The sequence below is a fragment of the Pseudomonas izuensis genome, from assembly GCF_009861505.1.
GTDB lineage: Bacteria > Pseudomonadota > Gammaproteobacteria > Pseudomonadales > Pseudomonadaceae > Aquipseudomonas > Aquipseudomonas izuensis.
The window spans coordinates 66,392-90,716 of record NZ_WTFT01000019.1 but is presented as its reverse complement, the minus strand read 5'-3'; the positions used below and the strand labels follow the sequence as shown (position 1 = coordinate 90,716).

Annotated in this window: 23 protein-coding genes; 3 read left to right on the top strand and 20 right to left on the bottom strand. The window is 59.0% G+C overall.

The features are described from left to right. Window positions 1-121: 121 nt before the first annotated feature. From nuoF to GPL81_RS31115, 15 genes are all read right to left on the bottom strand, one after another. Window positions 122-1,477 carry an NADH-quinone oxidoreductase subunit NuoF gene (gene nuoF, locus GPL81_RS17895; protein WP_096510120.1) on the bottom strand — a complete coding sequence of 452 codons (1,356 nt, stop codon included), beginning with the start codon at window positions 1,475-1,477 and terminating at the stop codon, window positions 122-124. Next, window positions 1,474-1,971, bottom strand: coding sequence for an NADH-quinone oxidoreductase subunit NuoE (gene nuoE / locus GPL81_RS17890; RefSeq protein ID WP_007970445.1), 498 nt, complete (start codon window positions 1,969-1,971; stop codon window positions 1,474-1,476). Before nuoE ends, nuoF begins: the two co-directional genes overlap by 4 nt. Window positions 1,972-1,973: 2 nt before the next feature. Then, complete coding sequence (gene nuoC, locus GPL81_RS17885) at window positions 1,974-3,758, bottom strand: NADH-quinone oxidoreductase subunit C/D (protein WP_096510122.1); 1,785 nt, start codon at window positions 3,756-3,758, stop codon at window positions 1,974-1,976. Between the two features lie 72 nt (window positions 3,759-3,830). Continuing rightward, entirely contained in the window at window positions 3,831-4,505 is a 675-nt protein-coding gene (locus GPL81_RS17880; protein ID WP_047527662.1) for a NuoB/complex I 20 kDa subunit family protein, read from the bottom strand. A 10-nt stretch (window positions 4,506-4,515) separates the two neighbouring features. After that, entirely contained in the window at window positions 4,516-4,929 is a 414-nt protein-coding gene (locus GPL81_RS17875; RefSeq protein WP_003223812.1) for an NADH-quinone oxidoreductase subunit A, read from the bottom strand. Between the two features lie 650 nt (window positions 4,930-5,579). Then, window positions 5,580-6,905 carry an isocitrate lyase gene (gene aceA / locus GPL81_RS17870; RefSeq protein WP_111287949.1) on the bottom strand — a complete coding sequence of 442 codons (1,326 nt, stop codon included), beginning with the start codon at window positions 6,903-6,905 and terminating at the stop codon, window positions 5,580-5,582. Between the two features lie 459 nt (window positions 6,906-7,364). After that, window positions 7,365-8,141, bottom strand: a complete 777-nt coding sequence (locus GPL81_RS17865) for a secretin N-terminal domain-containing protein (RefSeq protein WP_160107799.1) — start codon at window positions 8,139-8,141, stop codon at window positions 7,365-7,367. Window positions 8,142-8,399: 258 nt separating this feature from the next. Then, window positions 8,400-8,825 carry a GNAT family N-acetyltransferase gene (locus GPL81_RS17860; protein ID WP_110963733.1) on the bottom strand — a complete coding sequence of 142 codons (426 nt, stop codon included), beginning with the start codon at window positions 8,823-8,825 and terminating at the stop codon, window positions 8,400-8,402. After that, the gene (locus GPL81_RS17855; protein ID WP_160107798.1) at window positions 8,818-9,990 is read right to left on the bottom strand and encodes a ribosomal protein uL16 3-hydroxylase; all 1,173 of its coding nucleotides are present in this window, start codon (window positions 9,988-9,990) and stop codon (window positions 8,818-8,820) included. The genes GPL81_RS17860 and GPL81_RS17855 overlap by 8 nt, the downstream gene beginning before the upstream one ends. Before the next feature lie 86 nt (window positions 9,991-10,076). After that, window positions 10,077-11,447: an adenylosuccinate lyase gene (gene purB, locus GPL81_RS17850; RefSeq protein ID WP_160107797.1), complete on the bottom strand. Its 1,371-nt coding sequence runs from the start codon at window positions 11,445-11,447 to the stop codon at window positions 10,077-10,079. Window positions 11,448-11,574: 127 nt separating this feature from the next. Next, window positions 11,575-12,198, bottom strand: coding sequence for a high frequency lysogenization protein HflD (gene hflD / locus GPL81_RS17845; protein WP_096510128.1), 624 nt, complete (start codon window positions 12,196-12,198; stop codon window positions 11,575-11,577). After that, window positions 12,195-13,328, bottom strand: coding sequence for a tRNA 2-thiouridine(34) synthase MnmA (gene mnmA, locus GPL81_RS17840; RefSeq protein ID WP_121103329.1), 1,134 nt, complete (start codon window positions 13,326-13,328; stop codon window positions 12,195-12,197). The genes hflD and mnmA overlap by 4 nt, the downstream gene beginning before the upstream one ends. 59 nt (window positions 13,329-13,387) lie before the next feature. Beyond that, complete coding sequence (locus tag GPL81_RS17835) at window positions 13,388-13,834, bottom strand: NUDIX hydrolase (RefSeq protein ID WP_160107796.1); 447 nt, start codon at window positions 13,832-13,834, stop codon at window positions 13,388-13,390. A 197-nt stretch (window positions 13,835-14,031) separates the two neighbouring features. After that, window positions 14,032-16,257: an NADP-dependent isocitrate dehydrogenase gene (locus GPL81_RS17830; protein WP_160107795.1), complete on the bottom strand. Its 2,226-nt coding sequence runs from the start codon at window positions 16,255-16,257 to the stop codon at window positions 14,032-14,034. 350 nt (window positions 16,258-16,607) lie between these two features. Next, window positions 16,608-16,775 carry a hypothetical protein gene (locus tag GPL81_RS31115; RefSeq protein ID WP_177435577.1) on the bottom strand — a complete coding sequence of 56 codons (168 nt, stop codon included), beginning with the start codon at window positions 16,773-16,775 and terminating at the stop codon, window positions 16,608-16,610. Here GPL81_RS31115 and icd point away from each other — a divergent pair. Beyond that, on the top strand, window positions 16,774-18,030 hold the full coding sequence (gene icd / locus GPL81_RS17825; RefSeq protein WP_096510132.1) for an NADP-dependent isocitrate dehydrogenase: 1,257 nt from the start codon (window positions 16,774-16,776) through the stop codon (window positions 18,028-18,030). The two genes, GPL81_RS31115 and icd, sit on opposite strands and share 2 nt — an antisense overlap. An 83-nt stretch (window positions 18,031-18,113) precedes the next feature. Here the strand turns inward: icd and cspD are convergent, their stop codons facing one another. Next, entirely contained in the window at window positions 18,114-18,383 is a 270-nt protein-coding gene (gene cspD / locus GPL81_RS17820; RefSeq protein ID WP_160107794.1) for a cold shock domain-containing protein CspD, read from the bottom strand. 224 nt (window positions 18,384-18,607) lie between these two features. Here cspD and clpS point away from each other — a divergent pair, with 224 nt between their 5' ends. Both clpS and clpA read left to right on the top strand, forming a co-directional pair. Then, on the top strand, window positions 18,608-18,970 hold the full coding sequence (gene clpS, locus GPL81_RS17815; protein WP_015094394.1) for an ATP-dependent Clp protease adapter ClpS: 363 nt from the start codon (window positions 18,608-18,610) through the stop codon (window positions 18,968-18,970). Between the two features lie 30 nt (window positions 18,971-19,000). Then, window positions 19,001-21,271, top strand: coding sequence for an ATP-dependent Clp protease ATP-binding subunit ClpA (clpA, locus tag GPL81_RS17810; protein ID WP_160107793.1), 2,271 nt, complete (start codon window positions 19,001-19,003; stop codon window positions 21,269-21,271). A gap of 228 nt (window positions 21,272-21,499) precedes the next feature. On the opposite strand, the gene infA is transcribed toward clpA, so the two are convergent. The 4 genes from infA to trxB all read right to left on the bottom strand — a co-directional run bounded on the left by infA (window position 21,500) and on the right by trxB (window position 24,310). Further along, window positions 21,500-21,718, bottom strand: a complete 219-nt coding sequence (gene infA / locus GPL81_RS17805) for a translation initiation factor IF-1 (protein ID WP_002553999.1) — start codon at window positions 21,716-21,718, stop codon at window positions 21,500-21,502. Between the two features lie 112 nt (window positions 21,719-21,830). Continuing rightward, on the bottom strand, window positions 21,831-22,538 hold the full coding sequence (locus GPL81_RS17800) for an arginyltransferase (protein WP_096510134.1): 708 nt from the start codon (window positions 22,536-22,538) through the stop codon (window positions 21,831-21,833). 68 nt (window positions 22,539-22,606) lie between these two features. Then, window positions 22,607-23,287, bottom strand: a complete 681-nt coding sequence (gene aat / locus GPL81_RS17795) for a leucyl/phenylalanyl-tRNA--protein transferase (RefSeq protein ID WP_160107792.1) — start codon at window positions 23,285-23,287, stop codon at window positions 22,607-22,609. Window positions 23,288-23,350: 63 nt separating this feature from the next. Beyond that, on the bottom strand, window positions 23,351-24,310 hold the full coding sequence (gene trxB / locus GPL81_RS17790; RefSeq protein ID WP_160107791.1) for a thioredoxin-disulfide reductase: 960 nt from the start codon (window positions 24,308-24,310) through the stop codon (window positions 23,351-23,353). Window positions 24,311-24,325: the final 15 nt, after the last annotated feature.

Sequence of the window (24,325 nt, the reverse complement as noted above, 5' to 3'; positions counted from 1 at the left end):
TTGGCCCGGTGTCAGCGGGCGTGGCTAATGGAATCTTGTTATCCGCGCGAATCAAAACAGCCGGTGAAGGCGTCATCGCGCGAAAAGCGAAGGGCACGGACCCTTCGCCTTTTTTAAGCGTTTACGCGCCGACTACGATCGGCCTGGCCAGAGGCGGGACGGCGGCGCTGGTGGGCGCGATGCCGGCTTCGAACTCATGGCGGAAGTATTTGATGGCGCTGCCCAACGGCTCCACGGCACCCGGTGCGTGAGCACAGAAGGTCTTGCCTGGGCCGAGGAAACCGACCAGACCCAACAGGGTCTCGATGTCGCCGGCCTGCCCTTGACCGTTCTCGATCGCACGCAGCAGCTTGACGCTCCACGGCAGACCGTCACGGCACGGGGTGCAGAAACCGCACGACTCACGGGCGAAGAACTCTTCCATGTTGCGCAGCAGGGACACCATGTTGACGCTGTCATCCACCGCCATGGCCAGGCCGGTACCCATACGGGTGCCCACTTTGGCGATGCCGCCGGCATACATTTGTGCATCCAGGTGTTCCGGCAACAGGAAACCGGTACCGGCACCGCCAGGTTGCCAGGCCTTGAGCTGGTAACCGTCGCGCATGCCACCGGCGTAGTCTTCGAACAGCTCGCGACCGGTGACGCCGAATGGCAGCTCCCACAGGCCCGGGTTCTTGACCTTGCCGGAGAAGCCCATGAGCTTGGTGCCCATGTCTTCACTGCCTTCACGGGCCAACGATTTGTACCAGTCTACGCCGTCGGCAATGATCGCCGGGACGTTGCACAGGGTTTCGACGTTGTTCACGCAGGTCGGCTTGCCCCACACGCCGACGGCGGCAGGGAAGGGCGGCTTGGAGCGCGGGTTGGCGCGGCGGCCTTCCAGGGAGTTGATCAGTGCGGTTTCTTCACCGCAGATGTAACGCCCGGCGCCGGTGTGGACGAACAGCTCGAAATCGAAGCCGCTGCCCAGGATGTTCTTGCCCAGCAGGCCGGCTGCCTTGGCTTCTTCCACGGCACGGTTCAGGTGCTTGGCAGCGGTGGTGTATTCGCCACGCAGGAAGATGTAGCCACGGTAGGTTTTCAGTGCGCGGGCACTGATCAACATGCCTTCGATCAGCAGATGGGGCAGTTGCTCCATCAGCATGCGGTCTTTCCAGGTGTTCGGTTCCATCTCGTCCGCGTTGCACAGCAGGTAGCGGATGTTGATGGATTCGTCTTTGGGCATCAGGCCCCACTTCACGCCAGTGGGGAAGCCTGCACCGCCGCGACCTTTAAGGCCGGAGTCTTTCACGGTCTGGACGATGTCGTCCTGAGCCATGTCGGCGAAGGCTTTGCGCGCAGCGGCGTAACCGTTCTTGGCCTGGTACTCGTCGAGCCATACGGCTTCGCCGTCGTCACGCAGACGCCAGGTGAGCGGGTGAGTCTCGGCCGAACGCTTGATGCGGTTGGCTGGACCGAAAGAAGTCAGGGTCATACGTAGCCCTCGAGCAATTTGGCAACGCCTGCTGGCTGCACATCACCGAAAGTGTCGTCGTCGATCATCAACGCCGGCGCCTTGTCGCAGTTGCCGAGGCAGCAGACCGGCAGCAGGGTGAAACGACCGTCGGCGGTGGTCTGACCCAGGCCGATGCCCAGCTTGCTCTGGATTTCGCTGACCACGGACTCGTGGCCACCGATGTAGCAGACCATGCTGTCGCAGACGCGAATGATGTGGCGACCGACCGGTTGACGGAAGATCTGGCTGTAGAACGTCGCCACGCCTTCAACGTCGCTGGCCGGGATGCCGAGGATTTCGCCGATGGCGTACAGGGCGCCGTCCGGCACCCAGCCACGTTCCTTCTGGACGATCTTCAGGGCTTCGATGGACGCCGCGCGCGGGTCTTCGTAGTGATGCAGCTCGTGCTCGATGGCCGAGCGCTCGGTTTCGCTCAGGGCGAAACGGTCTGTCTGGATAAGCGTGCTGTTCATGCTTAGCGGTCCACGTCGGCCATAACGAAATCGATACTACCCAGGTACGCGATCAAGTCCGCGACCATGCTGCCTTTGATCACCGAAGGGATCTGCTGCAGGTGCGGGAAGCTTGGGGTACGGATCCGGGTGCGGTAGCTCATGGTGCCGCCATCGCTCGTCAGGTAATAACTGTTGATACCCTTGGTCGCTTCGATCATCTGGAAGGATTCGTTGGCCGGCATGACCGGGCCCCACGAAACTTGCAGGAAGTGCGTGATCAGGGTTTCGATGTGTTGCAGCGTGCGCTCTTTCGGCGGCGGCGTGGTCAGCGGGTGATCCGCCTTGTACGGGCCTTCCGGCATGTTGCGCAGGCACTGGTCGATGATCTTGATGCTCTGGCGCATTTCTTCCACGCGCACGATGCAGCGATCGTAGGCATCGCCATTGGCCGCCAGCGGTACTTCGAACTCGAAGTTCTCGTAGCCAGAGTACGGACGCGCCTTGCGCAGGTCGAAATCGCAACCGGTCGAACGCAGGCCGGCACCGGTGACACCCCATTCCAGGGCTTGCTTGGTGTTGTAGTCGGCGACGCCGATGGTCCGGCCACGCAGGATGCTGTTGTCCAATGCGGCTTTCTGGTATTCGTCCAGACGCTTTGGCATCCACTCGACGAAATCCTTGACCAGTTTTTCCCAGCCGCGCGGCAGGTCGTGGGCGACGCCACCGATGCGGTACCAGGCCGGGTGCAGGCGGAAACCGGTGATGGCTTCGATCACCGTGTACGCACGCTGACGGTCGGTGAAGGTGAAGAACACCGGGGTCATGGCGCCGACGTCCTGGATGTAGGTACCCAGGAACAGCAGGTGGCTGGTGATCCGGAAGAACTCGGCCATCATGATGCGGATGACGTCGACCTTCTCAGGCACCTTGATGCCCGCCAGCTTCTCGACCGAGAGCACGTACGGCAGGTTGTTCATCACGCCGCCGAGGTAGTCGATACGGTCGGTGTACGGAATGAAGCTGTGCCAGGACTGACGCTCGGCCATCTTCTCGGCACCACGGTGGTGGTAGCCGATGTCCGGTACGCAGTCGACGATTTCTTCGCCGTCCAGCTGCAGGATGATGCGGAACGCACCGTGCGCCGAAGGGTGGTTCGGGCCGAGATTGAGGAACATGTAGTCCTCGTTCGGACCGGAACGTTTCATGCCCCAGTCTTCAGGCTTGAAGCGCGCGGCTTCTTCCTCGAGCTGTTGCTTGGCCAGGGTCAGGCTGAACGGATCGAACTCGGTGGCACGGGCCGGGAAGTCCTTGCGCAGCGGGTGACCTTCCCAGGTCGGCGGCATCATGATGCGCGACAGGTGCGGGTGACCTTTGAAGTCGATGCCGTACATGTCCCAGACTTCGCGCTCGTACCAGTTGGCATTCGGCCAGATGCTGGTGACGGTTGGCAGGCTGAGGTCGCTCTCGGACAAGGCGACCTTGATCATGACGTCACTATTACGTTCGATCGACATCAGGTGATAGAACACGGAGAAGTCGACGCCGTTCGGCAGTCCTTGACGCTTGGTACGCAGACGCTCGTCCACGCCGTGCAGGTCATAGAGCATGACGTACGGCTTGGGCAGGTTGCGCAGGAACGTCAGGACTTCGACGAGTTTGGCGCGGGCAACCCAAAGCACCGGCATGCCGGTGCGGGTAGGCTGGGCGGTGAACGCCTCGGGGCCAAAACGGTTGTTCAGTTCGACGACCACATCCTGGTCGTCTGCCTTATAAGGCGGGATGTACAGAGCACTGCCTGTAGTCATGGTTATTTATCGCTTTCGGTCAACGTAAAGAATGAAGCCAGTTTTTCGTTTCTTTGAAACAGCTGAACTGGATCAGACTTCGTCGGGGCTGCGCAGGTTGGTTACCTGAATACGCTGTTCGCGGCGCTTTTCCTTTTCGGAAGGCATCTCGGCGCGATACACGCCTTGATCGCCAACGACCCAGGAAAGTGGGCGACGCTCCTGGCCAATCGACTCCTGCAACAGCATCAAGCCTTGCAGGAAAGCTTCAGGGCGGGGCGGGCAGCCAGGCACGTAGACGTCCACGGGCAGGAACTTGTCCACCCCTTGAACGACGGAGTAGATGTCGTACATGCCACCGGAGTTGGCGCACGAACCCATGGAAATGACCCATTTAGGCTCGAGCATTTGCTCGTAGAGACGCTGGATGATCGGCGCCATCTTGATGAAGCAGGTACCGGCGATAACCATGAAATCCGCCTGACGCGGCGATGCCCGGATAACCTCGGCGCCAAAGCGCGCGATGTCGTGGGGCGCCGTGAAGGCGGTGGTCATTTCCACGTAGCAGCACGAAAGACCGAAGTTATACGGCCACAGGGAGTTCTTGCGCCCCCAGTTGATCGTGCCGTTAAGCACGTCTTCGAGCTTGCCCATGAAAATGTTTTTGTGGACTTGATCTTCTAACGGATCGGAAACGGTTTCCCGTTCGCCAATCGGATACTGCTCGTTAGGAGCATCGGGGTCGATCCTGGTGAGATTGTATTGCATTGCCAAAGCCTCATTGTTTCAGCTTCGCTTGTCGCTTACGACGAGCTTCCGGAGCCCAGTCAAGGGCGCCCACTCGGAATAGGTAGACAAGGCCTGCCAACAGAATTGCTATGAAAACGAGAGCTTCGACGAATCCGGTCCAGCCGCTTTCGCGGACGGACACAGACCATGCAAAGAGAAAGAGGGCTTCGATATCGAAGATCACGAACAGCATCGCGACCAGATAGAATTTTGCCGAGAGCCGCAAGCGGGCGCCACCTGTAGGTAGCATGCCGGACTCGAACGGTTCGTTTTTGCTGCGGCCCCAGGCTTTTGACCCGAGGAGGCTGGAGACGCCGAGCATGAAGGCACAGAGGCCGACAACGCCCAGAAGGAAAATGGCAAAGCCCCAGTTGTGGGCCATGAGTCCTGTCGCTTCGGGCATGCTGGTAATCCTTAACAGAGAGCAAAGGTCTCTGAGCTTGAAAAGAAACAAAGCAGTGACGATATGTCGCAGCAATCAATCCCGCTGATTTTATGGCTAAACACCCGGCAAGTAAAATTCCTATAGCGAAATTATTTATAGGAATAAGGACATAGCGCAGGCCAAAAGCGCCGCAGGCCTTGCGTTGCGGGCATTAGCCGGCATTTTGGGAAATATGTTTTGTAGGGAATGTAACGAACATAGTTGTGGCTAAATGATAATCAATATTGTTTGGGTGGGGTTTTAATCTGTTTACTCGCTAGTGAGTTGGGAAGTTGTCTTATATGGGGGTTGCTGCAAGTAGCGTGCGGTGCCGTTTTACCTGGTTTTTCTGATCGCCATGCCGCTTTGGATCAATGTTTTTGCACGCGATTTTCGGCTTGACTCATTCCCTGTGGAAGCCGGGCTTGCCCGCGATGGCGGCGTGTCAGACGCCGAATTTGCTGACAGGTGTACCGCCATCGCGGGCGAGCCCGGCTCCCACAGGGTTCAGTGGTGTTTATTAAATCCCACGCAAAAAAACGCCCCGAACCAGTCGGGGCGTCAGATGTGCAGCGTTGCGGTTAGCTTTCTATTCGTTCCGCAACGGCCGTTGTCTCAGGCGAAGCAGATCAGTGGAACTGTTCTTCTTCAGTCGAACCGGTCAGTGCGGTTACCGAAGACGAGCCGCCCTGGATCACGGTGGTCATGTCGTCGAAGTAGCCGGTGCCCACTTCCTGCTGGTGAGCCACGAAGGTGTAGCCTTTGGCGGCGTCAGCGAATTCCTGCTCTTGCAGCTTCACGTAGGCAGTCATGTCGTTGCGGGCGTAGTCGTGCGCCAGGTTGAACATGCTGTGCCACATGTTGTGAATGCCGGCCAGGGTGATGAACTGGTGCTTGTAGCCCATGGCGGACAGTTCGCGCTGGAACTTGGCGATGGTCGCGTCGTCCAGGTTTTTCTTCCAGTTGAAGGAAGGCGAGCAGTTGTACGACAGCAGTTGGTCCGGGTATTCCTTCTTGATCGCTTCGGCAAAGCGACGGGCTTCTTCCAGATCCGGCTTGGCGGTTTCGCACCAGATCAGGTCGGCGTACGGTGCGTAGGCCAGGCCGCGAGCGATGGCCTGGTCCAGACCGGCGCGCACTTTGTAGAAGCCTTCCTGGGTACGTTCGCCAGTCACGAATGGCTGGTCGTACGGGTCGCAGTCGGAAGTCAGCAGGTCAGCCGCGTTGGCGTCGGTACGGGCCAGGATGATGGTCGGAGTACCGGCAACGTCGGCCGCCAGACGGGCAGCGGTCAGCTTCTGTACGGCTTCCTGGGTAGGAACCAGTACCTTGCCGCCCATGTGGCCGCATTTCTTCACGGAAGCCAGTTGGTCTTCGAAGTGAACGCCGGCGGCGCCCGCTTCGATCATGCTCTTCATCAGCTCGTAGGCGTTCAGTACGCCGCCGAAACCGGCTTCAGCGTCAGCAACGATTGGCGCGAAGTAGTCGATGTAGCCAGCGTCGCCCGGGTTTTTACCGGCTTTCCACTGGATCTGGTCGGCGCGACGGAACGAGTTGTTGATGCGCTTGACCACGGTTGGAACCGAGTCAACCGGGTACAGCGACTGGTCCGGGTACATCGATTCGGCGGAGTTGTTGTCCGCAGCCACTTGCCAGCCCGACAGGTAGATGGCCTGGATGCCGGCTTTGACTTGTTGGACTGCCTGGCCGCCGGTCAGGGCGCCCATGCAGTTGACGAAATCTTTCTCAGGACGGAAGGCAGGCTTGGCACCCTGGGTAACCAGGTTCCACAGCTTCTCGGCGCCCATTTTTGCAAAGGTGTGCTCAGGTTGAACCGAGCCACGCAGGCGGACGACGTCAGCAGCGGAGTAAGTGCGTGTCACGCCTTTCCAGCGCGGGTTTTCAGCCCAGTCTTTTTCGAGGGCTGCAATTTGCTGTTCGCGTGTCAGTGCCATGGGAGATAAACCTCGTCGCGTCTTTATGAAAAGTTGTTCTGCGGTGGAAAATTCCTGCGCTCGCTGACCAGAAGCTTAGGCGGTCAAGTCGGTTTCGGCGGGGATGGCGACGGGATGAACGATGGGCTCGAGGGGAAGTGAGCAGGTAAAGGCGAACTGCGGGCGCATTCGGGCGTCGTGGGCCTTGGTACGAACATCAGTGTGGTGCCGGGTTACCTAAAAACGCTTCCGTCCCTCGGGACAACTTCGTTCCAGTCGACAACCTCGTCAAACACACCTTGTGGGCGGTACAGACACGAAGCGGTTCGCGGGGTAGGTGCGAACATCGCCTCGAAGGCCCTTGCCAGGGCCCCTGGTTAGCGGGAGCGAGGCCATCATGCCTTCGCTTTTTTGGCTCGTCAAACATTTTGTAGTGCTTTTTTTCAAGCACTACATCTTTGGTCTAACAAGACTTGCCGGTCAGTTTCCGGTGACTCGGTCCAAGGCATCGACTTTGACCCGCAGCGTCATGTCGTTGCGGCTTTGCGTAGAGTAACTGCGGGCCAGGCCTTGTTTGTCGGCCTGTGTCTGGCCATTTACCCCGGCCAGCAGGATCCATTCACCCAGTCTGCCAGTGACGGTTGTGTCGGTGCTTTGCACGTTCACTACATCGGGACGTTCCTGGCTCATGCGGTCACGGTTGGTACTGATCGACAAGTGAACGATCTCGCCGGTAACGTTGGCGGTCACATAAAACCCCTGGGTCACGTTGCGGTATTGGGTCTGGCTGCTGTAACCGCCATAGGAATCACTCTGGCTGCTGGTGATTGGCACGCTCTGGCCGACCTGGATAAGTGCCGGCATGCCGTCGGTGGCCTGGATTTGCTGGATGCCGCCGTCACGGCTGTCGGTGCTGCGGTTGATGATCCGGGTCTGGCTCGGTTTGGCGCCATTCACGGTATAACCCTGGTCACCCTGAAAGTTGTTTTCATTGGTGTCGACGGTGATCAGCAGGCGTTTGGGGGCGGTATCGAGTTGGGATAAAAGTGCTTTAAGTTCGTCGATCTTGCGCTGATCGGCATTGACGATGAGCTGATTGCCGTAGGCGCTGACCTGGCCTTCCTTGCCGATGAAATCTTGCGCAACCGGTAGCATGTCGGCACTGGTGTGGTAGTTCAGGGGCACGATTTCGGTGGCCGCCATGACCGAAAAACTGCAGCTCACCAACAGGGTGGTGAGCAGGGTGCGTAGGGACATATCCGTTATCTCCGACTTCGTGGTTTATGTAGGAGCGAGCCTGCTCGCGATGGTCTTGAGAGCGCAGTGGAGTATCAGGTTTCCAGCGTTATCGTTTACGTTCATCGCGAGCAGGCTCGCTCCTACAGGTGCATGTGTTGATAGTGCCAGTTTGTCGGCTCGTATTGGCGCTAGTTGAATCCTAGACAGCAAAACGCCCCGGCATCCGAAAATGACGGGGCGTTTTGTGGTGTGTTTCACAGCCTGTTCGCGATGGCCTCAGGCCGAATGGCGCACCATGTCCACATGAGGAATCCCTGCCTCCAGGAACTCCTCACTGACCATGCTGAAACCCAGTCGCTCATAGAACGCCGTAGCCTGAACCTGGGCGCTGAGCATTTGCTGCTTCAGCCCGCGCTTCTCGGCTTCGTCAATCACTGCGTGCATCAGCGCATCGCCGACTTTCAATCCACGCCAGTCCTTGAGTACCGACACCCGGCCGACGTGACCGTCGGGCAGCAGGCGTGCGGTGCCAATCGGGAAGTCGCCTTCGAGGGCGAGGAAATGCACCGCAGTGACGTCATCGGCATCCCATTCCAGTTCAGGTGGAACGGACTGCTCGGCAACAAACACCGCTTCACGAATGCGCCGGATCTCGGCGTTGTCCTTCTGCCAGTCTGCGACACGTACGTGAATTTTATTCATCGTCAGCGAACCCCAGGCTTCCCTGTTTGACCAATTCGTGCAGCAGGCCGCAACCGTCTTCGTCGCTCAGCCATGAGCCAAGGTTGTCAGCATGCAGCGCGTCGGCGGCGCAGATCATCTTCAGCAGTTCGCGCAGTTTACCGGGCAGATAACGGCTCTGGCCGCTGGCGAACAGCAGCAGGTCTTCGTCGACTTCGGACCAGGCCAGTCGGGCGCTTGGATTGCGAACCAGGATCGCGCCGTCTTTGATGGCGGCGAGGAAGTCAGCTTCTTCAACTTCTTCCAGGCCTGTCACCAATTCCGGGTAGCGCGGCTCGGTCATGAACTGGCCGAACCAGGTCAGCAGCAGGCGCTCGTCACTCATGTGCTCGGCCAGCAGGCTTTTCAGGCGGTCGAGAGCGTCGTGCTGAATCTGGTGTGGGTCTACTGCTGGCAGGGCGTCTGCGTCGGTGTAACGCTCTTCGTCCGTCAGGAACTGGCTGAGGAAGTCAGTGAAGTGGGTCAACACTTCGGCAGCGCTCGGCGCACGGAAACCCACGGAGTAGGTCAGGCAGTCATCGACGGCCACGCCGCAGTGGGCCAGGCGCGGCGGCAGGTACAGCATGTCGCCCGGTTCAAGGACCCACTCGTCGGTCGCTTCGAAGTCGGCGAGGATGCGCAGGTCCGCATGTTGCAACAGTGGGCTTTCGGAGTCGCACATCTGGCCGATTTTCCAGTTGCGCTTGCCGTGGCCCTGCAGCAGGAACACGTCGTAGTTGTCGAAGTGCGGGCCGACACTGCCACCCGGGGCGGCGAAGCTGATCATCACGTCGTCGATGCGCCAGCTCGGCAGGAAGCGGAAGTGCTCCAGCAGTTCACTGACTTCCGGGACGAATTGATCGACGGCTTGCACCAGCAGGGTCCAGTCGCGTTCCGGCAATTTGCTAAATTCGTCCTCGGCAAACGGGCCGCGACGCAATTCCCACGGGCGCTCGCCGTTCTCGATGATCAGGCGCGATTCGACTTCTTCTTCCAGCGCCAGGCCGGCCAATTCGTCGGCATCGATCGGGCTTTCGAAATCAGGAATTGCCTGACGGATCAGCAACGGTTTTTTCTGCCAGTAGTCGCGCAGGAATTCCCGTGCCGTGATGCCGCCCAGAAGTTGAAGAGGAATGTCAGGATTCATGTGTAACCTATTGAAAAAATGCACTTTTCATACGGGAATAAAAACGCCCGGCGCGGCCGGGCGTCTTAAAAGGGTCTAGCGGTCGATCAGATGCGTTTGGCTTGCGCTACAGCGTTACCGATGTAGTTGGCCGGAGTGAGCAATTTCAGCTCGGCCTTGGCGGCGGCTGGCATCTCCAGGCCGTCGATGAAAGTTTGCAGCGCCTCAGGGCTGATGCCCTTGCCGCGAGTCAACTCTTTCAGTTTTTCGTACGGGTTTTCGATGTTGTAGCGGCGCATCACGGTTTGGATCGGCTCGGCCAGGACTTCCCAGCAGGCGTCCAGATCGGCAGCAATTTTTTCCGCGTTGAGTTCGAGCTTGCTGATGCCTTTGAGGCTCGCTTCGTACGCGATCACGCTGTGGGCGAAGCCGACGCCGAGGTTGCGCAGAACGGTGGAGTCGGTCAGGTCGCGCTGCCAGCGGGAGATCGGCAGCTTGCTCGCCAGGTGCTGGAACAGTGCGTTGGCGATGCCCAGGTTGCCTTCGGAGTTTTCGAAGTCGATCGGGTTGACCTTGTGCGGCATGGTCGACGAACCGATTTCGCCAGCGATGGTGCGCTGCTTGAAATAGCCCAGGGAGATGTAGCCCCAGATGTCGCGGTCGAAGTCGATCAGGATGGTGTTGAAGCGTGCGATCGCGTCGAACAGTTCGGCGATGTAGTCGTGCGGTTCGATCTGCGTGGTGTACGGGTTGAAACCCAGGCCCAGCTCGTCTTCGATGAAGGCGCGGGCGTTGGCTTCCCAGTCGATCTCGGGGTAGGCCGACAGGTGGGCGTTGTAGTTGCCGACAGCGCCGTTGATCTTGCCCAGCAGCGGAACGGCGGCGACCTGAGCGATCTGGCGCTCCAGGCGGTACACCACGTTCGCCAGTTCTTTGCCCAGGGTGGTCGGCGAAGCCGGTTGACCGTGGGTGCGCGACAGCATTGGCACGTCGGCGAAGCGGATGGCCAGTTCGCGGATGGCTTCGGCAGTCTGGCGCATCAGCGGCAGCATCACGTCATCACGGCCTTCGCGCAGCATCAGGGCGTGGGACAGGTTGTTGATGTCCTCGCTGGTGCAGGCAAAGTGGATGAATTCGCTGACCTTGGCCAGTTCCGGCAGCTTGGCCGCTTGCTCTTTGAGCAGGTATTCGATGGCCTTGACGTCGTGGTTGGTGGTGCGCTCGATCTCTTTGACGCGCTCGGCGTGCTCCAGGGAGAAGTTTTCCGCCAGGGTATTGAGCACAGCGTTGGCTTCGGCGGAGAACGCCGGTACTTCGTTGATGGCAGGGTGAGCGGCCAGGCGCTGGAGCCAGCGCACTTCAACCAGAACGCGGGCACGGATCAGGCCGTACTCGCTGAAAATTGGGCGCAGGGCCTGGGTTTTGCCGGCGTAGCGGCCGTCAACAGGGGAAACCGCAGTGAGCGAAGAGAGCTGCATGGGGTGTTCTCGGACAGTCGGGCAACGAAATAGGGCGCGTATCATACATGAAAAAATCCGCGGGTCCGTTGCCAACTGACCAGCGTATTACGCGTTACTGACTACAAATCGGTGTTGCCGGTGCGCTTCAGCTACTGCGCATCAGCGGGTAAAGCTCTTTGAGCAATTTGCGGCGGCTGACCACCAGTTGCCAGCGATGACCGCCCAATTGCCGCCACAACCGTGCCGAACGAATACCGGCCAGCAACAGGGCGCGGATTTTCGAGGCGTTGCTTGGTTGCTGCAGGTTGCGCATGTCGCCATGGACCTGGATGCGCTGGCGCAGGGTGCTCAGGGTGTCCTGGTACAGTGCGCCGCAGGCGGCGATCACGTTTTCGTGAGCCGGGCCGAAGTGCTCGACCTGGGACTGGATCTGCGGCAGGCGTTTGCCGATGATGTCCAGCATGTCGTTGCGCTTTGCCAGCTGACGCTCGAGACCCAGCATGGCCAGCGCGTAGCGCAGCGGTTCGCGCTGCAAGGCGCTCGGGTCGCGTTCGAGGGCGCCGATCAAGGCACGATAACCTTCACGCAGATTGATGTCGTCGCCGCCGTACACCTCCAGGGTGTCCTTGGGATCGCGAATCAGCAGGCTGCCGAGCATGCAGATCAGGCCGGCTTCGTTGGTCTGGCCGGTCTTGGCGATCTTGTCCACCAGCACGGCGGCGAGAAACACGCCGCCCAGTGCTGTCAGTTGCTCCTGAGTCGGGCTCATCGGGCCTGGCCTTTGCTAGTCCATGGTTCTGCAACTTCGATAACACCGCCGCCGAGGCAGATTTCACCGTCGTAGAACACCACGGACTGGCCCGGCGTGACCGCTCGTTGCGGGTCGTCGAAGGTGGCGCGGTAGCCGGTGGCGGTTTTTTCCAGGGTGCAGGGCTGGTCGCTCTGGCGATAGCGGACCTTGGCGGTCAGCTTGCGTGGCTGGCTCAGGTCGATCGGGTTGACCCAATAGATATCGGAAGCGAGCAGGGCGCGGGAGAACAGCCACGGGTGGTCATTGCCCTGGCCCACGATCAGCTCGTTGTGTTCCAGGTCCTTGATCAGTACGTACCACGGCTCTTCGCCGGCGTCTTTCAAGCCACCGATGCCGAGGCCCTGGCGCTGGCCGATGGTGTGGTACATCAGGCCGTGGTGGCGGCCGATGACTTCGCCTTCGGTGGTTTTGATTTCGCCCGGTTGCGCCGGCAGGTACTGCTTGAGGAAATCGCTGAAACGGCGCTCGCCGATAAAGCAGATCCCGGTGGAATCCTTTTTCTTCGCGGTCGCCAGTTCGTACTTCTCGGCAATTGCACGCACCTGGGGTTTTTCCAGTTCGCCGACCGGGAACAGGGTCTTGGCGATCTGTTCGCCGCCGACCGCGTGCAGGAAGTAGCTCTGGTCCTTGTTCGGGTCCAGGCCCTTGAGCAGTTCGGTACGGCCATCGATATCGCGGCGGCGCACATAGTGACCGGTGGCGATCAGGTCGGCGCCGAGCATCATGGCGTAGTCGAGGAACGCCTTGAACTTGATCTCGCGGTTGCACAGGATGTCCGGGTTCGGCGTGCGGCCGGCCTTGTATTCGGCCAGGAAGTGCTCGAACACGTTGTCCCAGTACTCGGCGGCGAAGTTGGCGGTGTGCAGCTTGATGCCGATCTTGTCACACACAGCCTGGGCGTCCGCCAGGTCGTCCATGGCGGTGCAGTATTCGGTTCCATCGTCCTCTTCCCAGTTCTTCATGAACAGGCCTTCCACTTCATAGCCTTGCTCGATCAGCAGGAGAGCGGAAACGGAAGAGTCCACGCCGCCGGACATGCCGACAATGACGCGCTTCTTTTGTGTATCAGAAGGGGCTGGATCACGCATAGGGATTCAATGAGTGTCTTGAAAAAGGACGCGATTCTAACAGGCTCAAGCCCGCAAGGCTAAAGAGAAGGACGGATCAGTTCGAGACCGAAGTGTTGGCCGTCCAGATAGTCGTCGATGCAGCGGATGATCAGCTCGCTACGCCAGTTGTCGCGCTGTGCCATTAATTCCTCACGGGTCAGCCACTTGGCGCCGACGATGCCGTCGTCCAGTTGATAATCGGGGTGGTGTTTCAGCGCTTTGGCGATGAAGCACACCCGTTGGTAGGTTACGCCGTTGCTCGGCGCGGTATAGAGATAAATGCCCAGCACTCCGGTAGGCTCGACGTCCCAGCCGGTTTCCTCAAGGGTTTCGCGCACCGCGGCTTCGGTCAGGGTTTCGTTCGGGTCCAGATGGCCGGCGGGCTGATTAAGCACCGTTCGTCCATGCTTGAGTTCTTCGACCATCAGGAAGCGGCCATTGTCTTCGACGATGGTGGCGACGGTGATGTGGGGTTGCCAGTCCATGAACGATCCTCAATTTCCAATGTTGAAACACAGTCCATTGTAGGAGTGAGCCTGCTCGCGATGGCGTTTCATCAGTCACCATTAATATTGAATGGCATACCGCTATCGCGAGCAGGCTCACTCCTACAGGGGCTCTGTGGATTCTAAAAACACAAACCCCGGCACATGGCCGGGGTTTGTGATGTTCCTTTACAACCTTACACCAGCGCAGCAATCGCCGCGTTGAGCGTGGCGCTCGGACGCATGGCCTTGCTGATCAGCTCGGCGTCGGCGTGGTAGTAACCGCCGATGTCCACTGGCTTGCCCTGAACGGCGTTGAGCTCGGCAACGATAGTCGCTTCGTTCTCGGTCAGGGTTTTGGCCAGGGTCGCGAACTGCGCTTGCAGTGCAGTGTCTTCGGTCTGGGCGGCCAGGGCCTGGGCCCAGTACAGCGCCAGGTAGAAGTGGCTGCCGCGGTTGTCGATGTTGCCGACTTTGCGCGATGGCGACTTGTTGTTGTCCAGGAACAGGCCGGTGGCCTGGTCAAGAGTCTTGGACAGAACCAGGGCTTTCGGGTTGTTGTAGTTCACACCCAGATGCTCAAGGGACGCGGCCAGGGCCAGGAACTCGCCCAGGGAATCCCAGCGCAGGAAGTTCTCCTCCAGCAGCTGTTGAACGTGCTTCGGTGCCGAACCGCCGGCGCCGGTTTCGAACAGGCCACCGCCATTCATCAGCGGTACGATCGACAGCATCTTGGCGCTGGTGCCCAGTTCCATGATCGGGAACAGGTCGGTCAGGTAGTCGCGCAGTACGTTACCGGTCACCGAAATGGTGTCCTTGCCTTCGCGGGTGCGCTGCAGGGTGAACTTCATGGCGTCGACCGGCGCCATGATCTGGATGTCCAGACCGGCAGTGTCGTGATCCTTCAGGTAAGCCTGAACTTTTTCGATCACTACGCCGTCGTGAGCGCGCATCGGGTCCAGCCAGAAAATCGCCGGAGTGCCGCTGGCGCGGGCACGGTTGACGGCCAGTTTGACCCAGTCCTGGATCGGCGCGTCCTTGGTCTGGCACATGCGGAAGATGTCGCCGGCTTCAACAGCCTGTTCCATCAACAGGGTGCCTTTGCTGTCGGTCACGCGAACCACGCCGTCGGCCTTGATCTGGAAGGTCTTGTCGTGGGAACCGTACTCTTCGGCTTTCTTCGCCATCAGGCCAACGTTTGGCACGCTGCCCATTGTGGTTGGATCGAAGGCGCCGTTTGCCTTGCAGTCTTCGATCACCGCCTGGTAGATGGTGGCGTAGCAACGATCCGGGATCACGGCCTTGGTGTCGTGCAGCTGGCCGTCGGTGCCCCACATTTTACCGGAGTCACGGATCATGGCTGGCATCGAGGCGTCGACGATGACGTCGCTCGGCACGTGCAGGTTGGTGATGCCCTTGTCGGAGTTGACCATCGCCAGCGACGGACGAACGGCGTACACCGCCTGGATGTCGGCTTCGATGGCCGCTTGCTGCTCGGCCGGCAGGGCCTTGATGCGAGCGTACAGGTCGCCGATGCCGTTGTTCAGGTTGAAGCCGATCTGTGCCAGCACGTCAGCGTGCTTGGCCAGTGCGTCTTTATAGAACTCGGCAACGATCTGGCCGAACATGATCGGGTCGGAGACCTTCATCATGGTGGCTTTCAAGTGAACTGACAGCAGCACGCCTTGTTGCTTGGCGCTTTCGATTTCAGCGGCGATGAAGGCGCGCAGAGCATTCTTGCTCATGACGGCGCAATCGAGGATCTCGCCAGCCTGAACGCTGGTTTTTTCTTTCAGGACGGTGCGGGTGCCGTCTTGCGCGATCAGCTCGATCTTCACGGCGTCAGCGGCGTCGATCAGGGCGGCTTTTTCGCTGCCGTAGAAATCGCCGGTGCTCATGTGCGCAACGTGAGACTTGGAGTCCGCAGCCCAGGCGCCCATTTTGTGCGGGTGCTTGCGTGCGTAATTCTTGACCGAGAGCGGGGCGCGACGGTCGGAGTTGCCTTCGCGCAGGACCGGGTTTACGGCGCTGCCCTTGACCTTGTCGTAACGGGCCTTGGCTTCTTTGTCGGCGTCGCTGCTCACGGTTTCCGGATAGTCCGGCAGGTTGTAACCCTGGGCTTGCAGTTCCTTGATCGCGGCTTGCAGCTGCGGAACCGAGGCGCTGATGTTCGGCAGCTTGATGATGTTGGCTTCAGGCGTGACGGCCAGGTCGCCCAGTTCGGCGAGGTGGTCGGCTACGGCTTTGTCGCCCAGTTGCTCGGGGAAGCTGGCCAGTATGCGCCCTGCAAGAGAGATATCGCGGGTTTCAACGGCGATATCAGCGGAGGCGGTGAAGGCCTCTACGATAGGCAACAGTGAATAGGTGGCGAGGGCTGGGGCTTCGTCGGTGAAGGTATAGATGATCTTCGAGCGGTTGGGCATATTCGGATTAACTCTCTCTTCTTTGCTAAAGCGTGCGCAGAAACTCGAGGGGCGCCGGGTAAGCGCGTTCGTTCAAAGTCATCCATGAGCCGAATTTCGAGGTTTCTTCGCGGTGATGTTGGGTGCATCAGTAGAGCGTCAAGCAGTCGGGCTGCGGTAACAGTCCGGCTATGGGCGGAAAGTCTCGGCTACATTTGGGTAGCAAGGAGAGGTCGGCCTTTGTGACCCTTTGGTCAGCGGGCGGCATTATACATAGGTAGCTGGCAATCTGCCGATGGTTCAAGTGAATCGATTCTCGTCCATTGGTCTAAAGGTCGCAGGGAGCGTTGAAGGAAATTAGCGGCGCAGGGTCATTCGTCGTGCTTGAGTTTGGCGTTTTTCCCTTTGCTTTCAGGCTTGTAGCTCAGCGGTTGTGCGGCTTTGCGGCAGATCGATGGAACATAGGGTTTGCGCGCCGATTTAACTGGGTTACGCTCGAACCAAGCCAGATGTTCAATCCAATCAATGGAGTTCAGCATGGGTTACAAGAAGATTCAGGTTCCAGCCGTCGGCGAAAAAATCACCGTCAACGCCGACCATTCTCTCAATGTTCCTGATAATCCGATCATTCCGTTCATTGAAGGCGACGGCATTGGCGTCGACGTCAGCCCCGTAATGATCAAAGTGGTTGATGCTGCCGTGGAAAAGGCCTATGGGGGCAAGCGCAAGATTTCCTGGATGGAAGTCTATGCCGGTGAGAAAGCCACCCAGGTCTATGACCAGGACACCTGGCTGCCCCAGGAAACCCTGGATGCCGTGAAAGATTACGTCGTCTCCATCAAGGGGCCGCTGACCACGCCGGTCGGTGGTGGTATCCGCTCGCTCAACGTTGCCCTGCGCCAGCAACTCGATCTGTATGTATGCCTGCGGCCGGTGGTGTGGTTCGAAGGTGTACCAAGCCCGGTGAAAAAGCCTGGCGACGTCGACATGGTGATCTTCCGCGAGAACTCCGAAGACATCTATGCCGGTATCGAATGGAAGGCTGGCTCCCCGGAAGCCACCAAAGTCATCAAGTTCCTGAAGGAAGAGATGGGCGTCACCAAGATCCGTTTCGACCAGGACTGTGGTATCGGCATCAAGCCTGTTTCGAAAGAAGGCACCAAGCGTCTGGTGCGCAAGGCCCTGCAATATGTAGTGGACAACGACCGCAAGTCGCTGACCATCGTGCACAAGGGCAACATCATGAAGTTCACCGAAGGTGCCTTCAAGGACTGGGGTTATGAGGTGGCGAAGGAAGAGTTCGGCGCCGAGCTGCTCGACGGCGGCCCATGGATGAAGTTCAAGAACCCGAAAACCGGTCGCGAAGTCATCGTCAAGGACGCCATTGCCGATGCCATGCTTCAGCAGATCTTGCTGCGTCCAGCCGAATACGATGTGATCGCCACACTCAACCTCAACGGTGACTACCTCTCCGACGCTCTGGCGGCGGAAGTGGGCGGCATCGGTATCGCGCCAGGCGCCAACCTGTCCGACACCGTGGCCATGTTCGAAGCCACCCACGGTACGGCGCCGAAGTATGCCGGCAAGGATCAGGTCAATCCGGGTTCGGTGATTCTTTCGGCCGAGATGATGCTGCGTCATCTGGGCTGGACCGAGGCGGCGGACCTGATCATCAAGGGCACCAACGGCGCGATCAAGGCCAAGACCGTGACCTATGACTTCGAACGTCTGATGGAAGGCGCCACCCTGGTTTCGTCTTCCGGGTTTGGTGAGGCGTTGATCAAACACATGTAAGCGAACGACACACGTACAAAAACCGCCCGATTCAAATGATTGAGCCGGGCGGTTTTTTTATGACTGGATGACAGGTGGAGCTGTTAACTCAGGGCGGTGTCTTGAGCGCTGGCGGGCGTCGCAAGGGCAGCCGCTTCAGCATTCTTGACGGCTGCGTCATTGATATCGACCGCATGCAGCCCCTTGGGCCCCTGGATGATGTTGAAGCTCACGGCCTGGCCGGCCTTCAGGGTTTTATAACCGTCCATTTTGATGGCTGAGTAGTGGGCAAACAGGTCTTCTGTCTTGCCGTCCTCATTGATGAAACCGTAACCCTTGGCATTGTTGAACCATTTCACCTTGCCGAACGCCATGCTCATATCCCTCTGCAACAGACTCCATCACTGGAGTATCATCCAGTTCATCCGCAGTCACTTCTTCGAAAAAAGTTGACTCCGCGGACCTTTTTTACCCACTGTGGGCTCTATTGGTTGTAACACCGTTTTGCCGATAGTCAAGCTGACCCGGCAGTCGGAGTTGAAAACGTTCAAGACCGCCCCCACCACTGTATTTGCACAACTGACGAACCTTTCTTTCCATGCATGCAATCAGCCAGATTCGACTAACATTCAATCAGGATCGCCCTGATTTACACGACGACGATTCCGCAGGCATTGCTGTTCAGGAGGCTAAGCCTGCTTTACAGGCGCCGCCGATGTACAAGGTGGTTTTGTTTAATGATGACTACACACCGATGGATTTCGTCGTCGAAGTGCTCGAGGTGTTTTTTAACCTGAATCGCGAGCTGGCGACCAAGGTCATGCTGGCCGTCCATACAGAAGGGCGGGCAGTATGTGGAGTGTTTACCCGCGACATCGCCGAGACCAAGGCCATGCAGGTCAACCAGTACGCCAGGGAAAGCCAGCATCCGCTACTCTGTGAAATCGAGAAGGACGGTTAATCGCCGGACACTTGGGTATGAGGTGAAGCTATGTTAAACCGCGAGCTCGAAGTCACCCTCAATCTTGCCTTCAAGGAGGCACGTTCGAAGCGTCATGAGTTCATGACCGTCGAGCACCTCCTGCTGGCCCTATTGGACAATGAGGCTGCCGCCACCGTTTTACGCGCGTGCGGCGCAAACCTCGACAAACTCAAGCATGACTTGCAGGAGTTCATCGACTCCACCACGCCATTGATCCCCGTGCATGATGAGGATCGCGAAACCCAGCCAACCCTGGGCTTCCAGCGTGTCCTGCAACGTGCTGTGTTTCACGTACAGAGCTCGGGCAAACGCGAAGTGACTGGTGCCAACGTGCTGGTCGCGATCTTCAGTGAGCAAGAGAGTCAGGCAGTGTTCCTGCTGAAACAGCAGAGCGTTGCCCGCATCGATGTCGTCAATTACATCGCCCACGGCATTTCCAAGGTGCCGGGGCACGGCGATCACTCTGAGGGTGAGCAAGATATGCAGGACGACGAGGGCGGTGAGTCTTCTTCTTCAGGCAATCCACTGGATGCTTATGCCAGCAACCTTAATGAACTCGCGCGCCAGGGTCGTATCGATCCATTGGTAGGCCGTGAGCTGGAAGTCGAGCGCGTCGCGCAGATCCTGGCGCGTCGTCGCAAAAACAATCCGTTGCTGGTGGGCGAGGCGGGCGTGGGTAAAACTGCGATTGCCGAAGGCCTGGCCAAACGCATTGTCGACAACCAGGTGCCGGACCTGCTGGCCAACAGCGTGGTGTACTCCCTCGATCTGGGTGCCTTGCTGGCCGGAACCAAATACCGCGGCGATTTCGAGAAGCGCTTCAAGGCGTTGCTCAATGAGCTGAAAAAACGTCCGCAGGCGATCCTGTTCATCGACGAAATTCACACCATCATCGGTGCGGGTGCTGCGTCCGGTGGTGTCATGGATGCCTCTAACCTGCTCAAGCCGTTGTTGTCGTCCGGTGATATCCGTTGCATCGGTTCGACCACGTTCCAGGAATTCCGCGGCATCTTCGAGAAAGATCGTGCCCTGGCGCGACGTTTCCAGAAAGTCGATGTGTCGGAACCGTCGGTGGAAGACACTGTTGGCATCCTGCGGGGTCTGAAAGGGCGTTTCGAACAGCATCACAACATCGAATACAGCGATGAGGCCCTGCGTGCCGCTGCGGAACTGGCGTCGCGTTACATCAATGACCGGCACATGCCGGACAAGGCCATCGACGTCATCGACGAGGCGGGTGCCTACCAGCGCCTGCAGCCGATCGAGAAGCGCGTAAAACGCATCGAAGTGCCTCAGGTCGAGGACATCGTCGCGAAAATTGCGCGGATTCCGCCAAAACACGTCACCAGCTCCGACAAAGAGCTGCTGCGTAACCTTGAGCGTGACCTGAAGCTGACGGTATTCGGTCAGGATGCCGCGATCGACTCCCTGGCGACCGCGATCAAACTGTCCCGCGCCGGTCTCAAGTCGCCTGACAAACCTGTCGGTTCGTTCCTGTTCGCCGGGCCTACCGGTGTCGGTAAAACCGAAGCGGCGCGTCAGCTGGCCAAGGCGCTGGGTGTCGAGCTGATTCGGTTCGACATGTCCGAGTACATGGAGCGCCACACCGTATCGCGTCTGATCGGTGCGCCTCCAGGCTATGTCGGGTTCGATCAGGGTGGCCTGTTGACCGAAGCCATCACCAAGCAGCCACATTGCGTGCTGCTGCTCGATGAGATCGAGAAGGCGCATCCGGAAGTCTTCAACCTGCTGCTGCAGGTCATGGACCACGGTACGTTGACCGATAACAACGGACGCAAGGCGGATTTCCGTAACGTGATCGTCATCATGACGACCAACGCCGGTGCCGAAACCGCGGCGCGTGCTTCGATCGGCTTCACGCTTCAGGATCACTCGTCCGATGCGATGGAAGTGATCAAGAAGAGCTTTACGCCTGAATTCCGCAACCGTCTGGACACCATCATTCAGTTTGGTCGCCTCAGTCATGAGGTCATCAAGAGCGTGGTGGACAAGTTCCTCATCGAGCTTCAGGCGCAACTGGAAGACAAGCGTGTACTGCTGGAAGTCACCGATGCTGCGCGCAGCTGGCTGGCGGCCGGTGGTTACGACGCGATGATGGGTGCTCGGCCCATGGCTCGCCTGATCCAGGACAAGATCAAGCGTCCACTGGCGGAGGAGATCCTCTTTGGCGAACTGGCCGAACATGGCGGTGTGGTACACATCGACATCAAGGACGGCGAATTGAGCTTCGAGTTCGAGACCACGGCCGAAATGGCCTGACGTTAACCGCAACAAAGCAAAAAGGCGCCTTCGGGCGCCTTTTTGCTATCCGCTGCATTCTTGTGGGAGCAAAGCTTGCTCGCGATAGCGGTGTAACTGTCCACATCGATGTTGAATGTCAGTCAGCCATCGCGAGCAAGCTTTGCTCCTACGGGGATCTTGTGTAGGCAGTAAATCCCAAGCAAACAAAAACGCCCGGCATAAGCCGGGCGTCTTGTATTGACCTGATTAGCGAGCGCGGTAAGTGATGCGCCCTTTGCTCAAGTCATAGGGCGTCAGCTCGACGCGCACTTTGTCGCCGGTAAGAATACGAATGTAGTTCTTGCGCATCTTGCCGGAAATATGCGCGGTTACGACGTGCCCATTTTCCAACTCCACGCGAAACATGGTGTTGGGCAGGGTGTCGACGACAGTGCCTTCCATTTCGAAGCTGTCTTCTTTCGACATGCAGTAAAGCCCTCGGTGTCCAGTGAATGGCCCGGTGCAACTGCGCCAGGCAAAAGCGGCGTGCATTGTGCCCGAAAAGTGGGGTTCAAGCCAAGGGGTTTAAGGCTGTGCTCTAGTTCAGAACGACCCAGCGCTGGTTAACCAGCAGCTCAATGGGGCGGTATTGGGTCTTGTAGCTCATTTTTTTGCAGTTTTTGATCCAGTAGCCCAAGTAGACCGCATCCAGCCCCAGACGCCGGGCCTCGGCGATTTGCCAGAGGATGGCGTAACGCCCCAGGCTGCGACGCTCTTCGTCGGGCTCATAGAAGGTATAGACCGCCGACAGACCGTTCGGCAGAAGGTCGGTGACGGCGATCGCCAGCAGCCGGCCGTCGAGGCGGAATTCGTAAAACCGTGAAAACGGCAGGTCACGCACCAGGAACGTCGAAAACTGATCGCGACTGGGCGGGTACATGTCGCCGTCGGCATGCCGCTCTTCGATATAGCGCTGATAGAGGTCGAAATATTCTTCGCTGAATCCCGGCTTGGCCGGCCGGACCTGCAAGTCGGCGTTGCGCTTGAAAATGCGTTTCTGCTGGCGGTTGGGGGTGAATGGCACGACAGGAATGCGCGCCGGTACACACGCATTGCAGTTCTGGCAATGGGGTCGATACAGGTGGTCGCCACTGCGACGAAAACCCATTTCCGACAGGTCTGCATAGACATGCACATCCATGGGCTGGCTAGGATCGAGAAACAGGGTCGTGGCCTGCTCCTCGGGCAGATAACTGCAGGCGTGGGGCTGAGTGGCATAAAACTTCAAACGCGCCAACTCGGTCATGATCAACCCTCGGGATAAGCTTTTGATTAGGGGCGTCTCTAAGTGTAAGCCACACGCGCGAAAGACGCTCAGCAAACCCAGGTTGCGCGGCTGGGTTGGTCCAGGTACTGCGCCAGGTAGCCGGCAAATGCCCCGCGCGGAATCGACCGGGCGCCCAGGCTGTGCAGGTGGTCGGTGGGCATCTGGCAGTCGATGAGCACAAAACCCGAGTCTTTCAGGTGTCGCACCAGTGTGGCAAAGCCATATTTGGAGGCGTTGTCGGCGCGGCTGAACATGGATTCGCCGAAAAACAGCCGGCCCATCGCCAGGCCGTACAGTCCACCGACAAGCGTGCCCTGGTCCCAGACTTCCACCGAGTGCGCGAAACCGCGGCGATGCAGTTCCAGATAGGCGTCCTGCATGGCTTCGGTGATCCAGGTGCCGTCGGCATATTCCCGTGGGGCGGCGCAGGCGCGGATGACCGCGGCAAAATCCCGGTCGAAGGTGACTTGATAGCGTTGTTGACGCAGCAGCTTGTTGAGACTGCGGGAAACGTGCAGTTCGTCGGGAAACAGGACGGTGCGCGGGTCCGGTGACCACCAGAGAATCGGCTGGCCTTCCGAGAACCAGGGAAAGCAGCCATGGCGGTAGGCCTGAATCAACCGGTCGGCAGACAGGTCGCCGCCGGCGGCCAACAGGCCGTTGGGGTCGCGCATGGCTTTTTCCAGCGGCGGGAAAGTCAGGGAGTTGCGTTGTAACCAAGTCAGCATGGCGTCCGGGCTTGCAGAAGGGGAGGGTGGTGGCGGGCACAAGGCCCGCCACCCAGTGTGCCGTTAAACGGCGGGAATGTCGTCGAGGTATTTTTCCGCATCGAGGGCTGCCATGCAGCCGGCCCCGGCGGAGGTGACCGCCTGGCGATAGACGTGGTCGGCCACGTCGCCGGCGGCAAACACGCCCGGGATGGCGGTCGCGGTGGCATTGCCTTCGCTGCCGCCCAAGACCTGCAGGTAGCCATCGCGCATTTCCAGTTGGCCGATGAAAAGATCGGTATTGGGTTTGTGGCCGATAGCGATGAACACGCCGGTGACCGCCAGGTCGGTGATTTCGCCGGTATGGCTTTCGCGCAGGCGGGCGCCGGTCACGCCGCTGGAGTCGCCCAGTACTTCATCCAGATTCTGGTTCCAGTGCAGGCGGATATTGCCATTGGCGGCTTTCTCGAAGAGTTTGTCCTGGAGGATTTTCTCCGAGCGCAGCTTGTCGCGACGGTGAATCAGATGAACTTCCCTGGCGATGTTCGACAGGTACAGCGCCTCTTCAACCGCCGTGTTCCCGCCGCCGACCACCGCGACCACCTGATTGCGGTAGAAGAACCCGTCGCAGGTTGCGCAGGCCGAAACCCCTTTGCCGGCGAACGTCTCTTCCGATGGCAGGCCAAGGTACTGCGCCGAAGCACCGGTGGCGATGATCAGCGCGTCACAGGTATAAGTGCCGCTGTCGCCGGTTAATTCGAACGGACGCTTTTGCAACTTGGCCGTATGGATGTGGTCGTAAACGATCTGTGTATCGAAGCGCTCGGCGTGTTTTTGCATGCGCTCCATCAGGACCGGTCCGGTGAGGCCTTCGACATCGCCTGGCCAGTTATCGACTTCGACGGTAGTGGTGAGCTGGCCACCTGCCTGTATGCCAGTGATGACGACGGGTTTGAGGTTGGCGCGGGCGGCATACACGGCTGCGCTGTAACCGGCGGGGCCGGAACCCAGAATGATCAGGCGGTGATGTTGCGCTTCGCTCATAAAAACACCTCATAA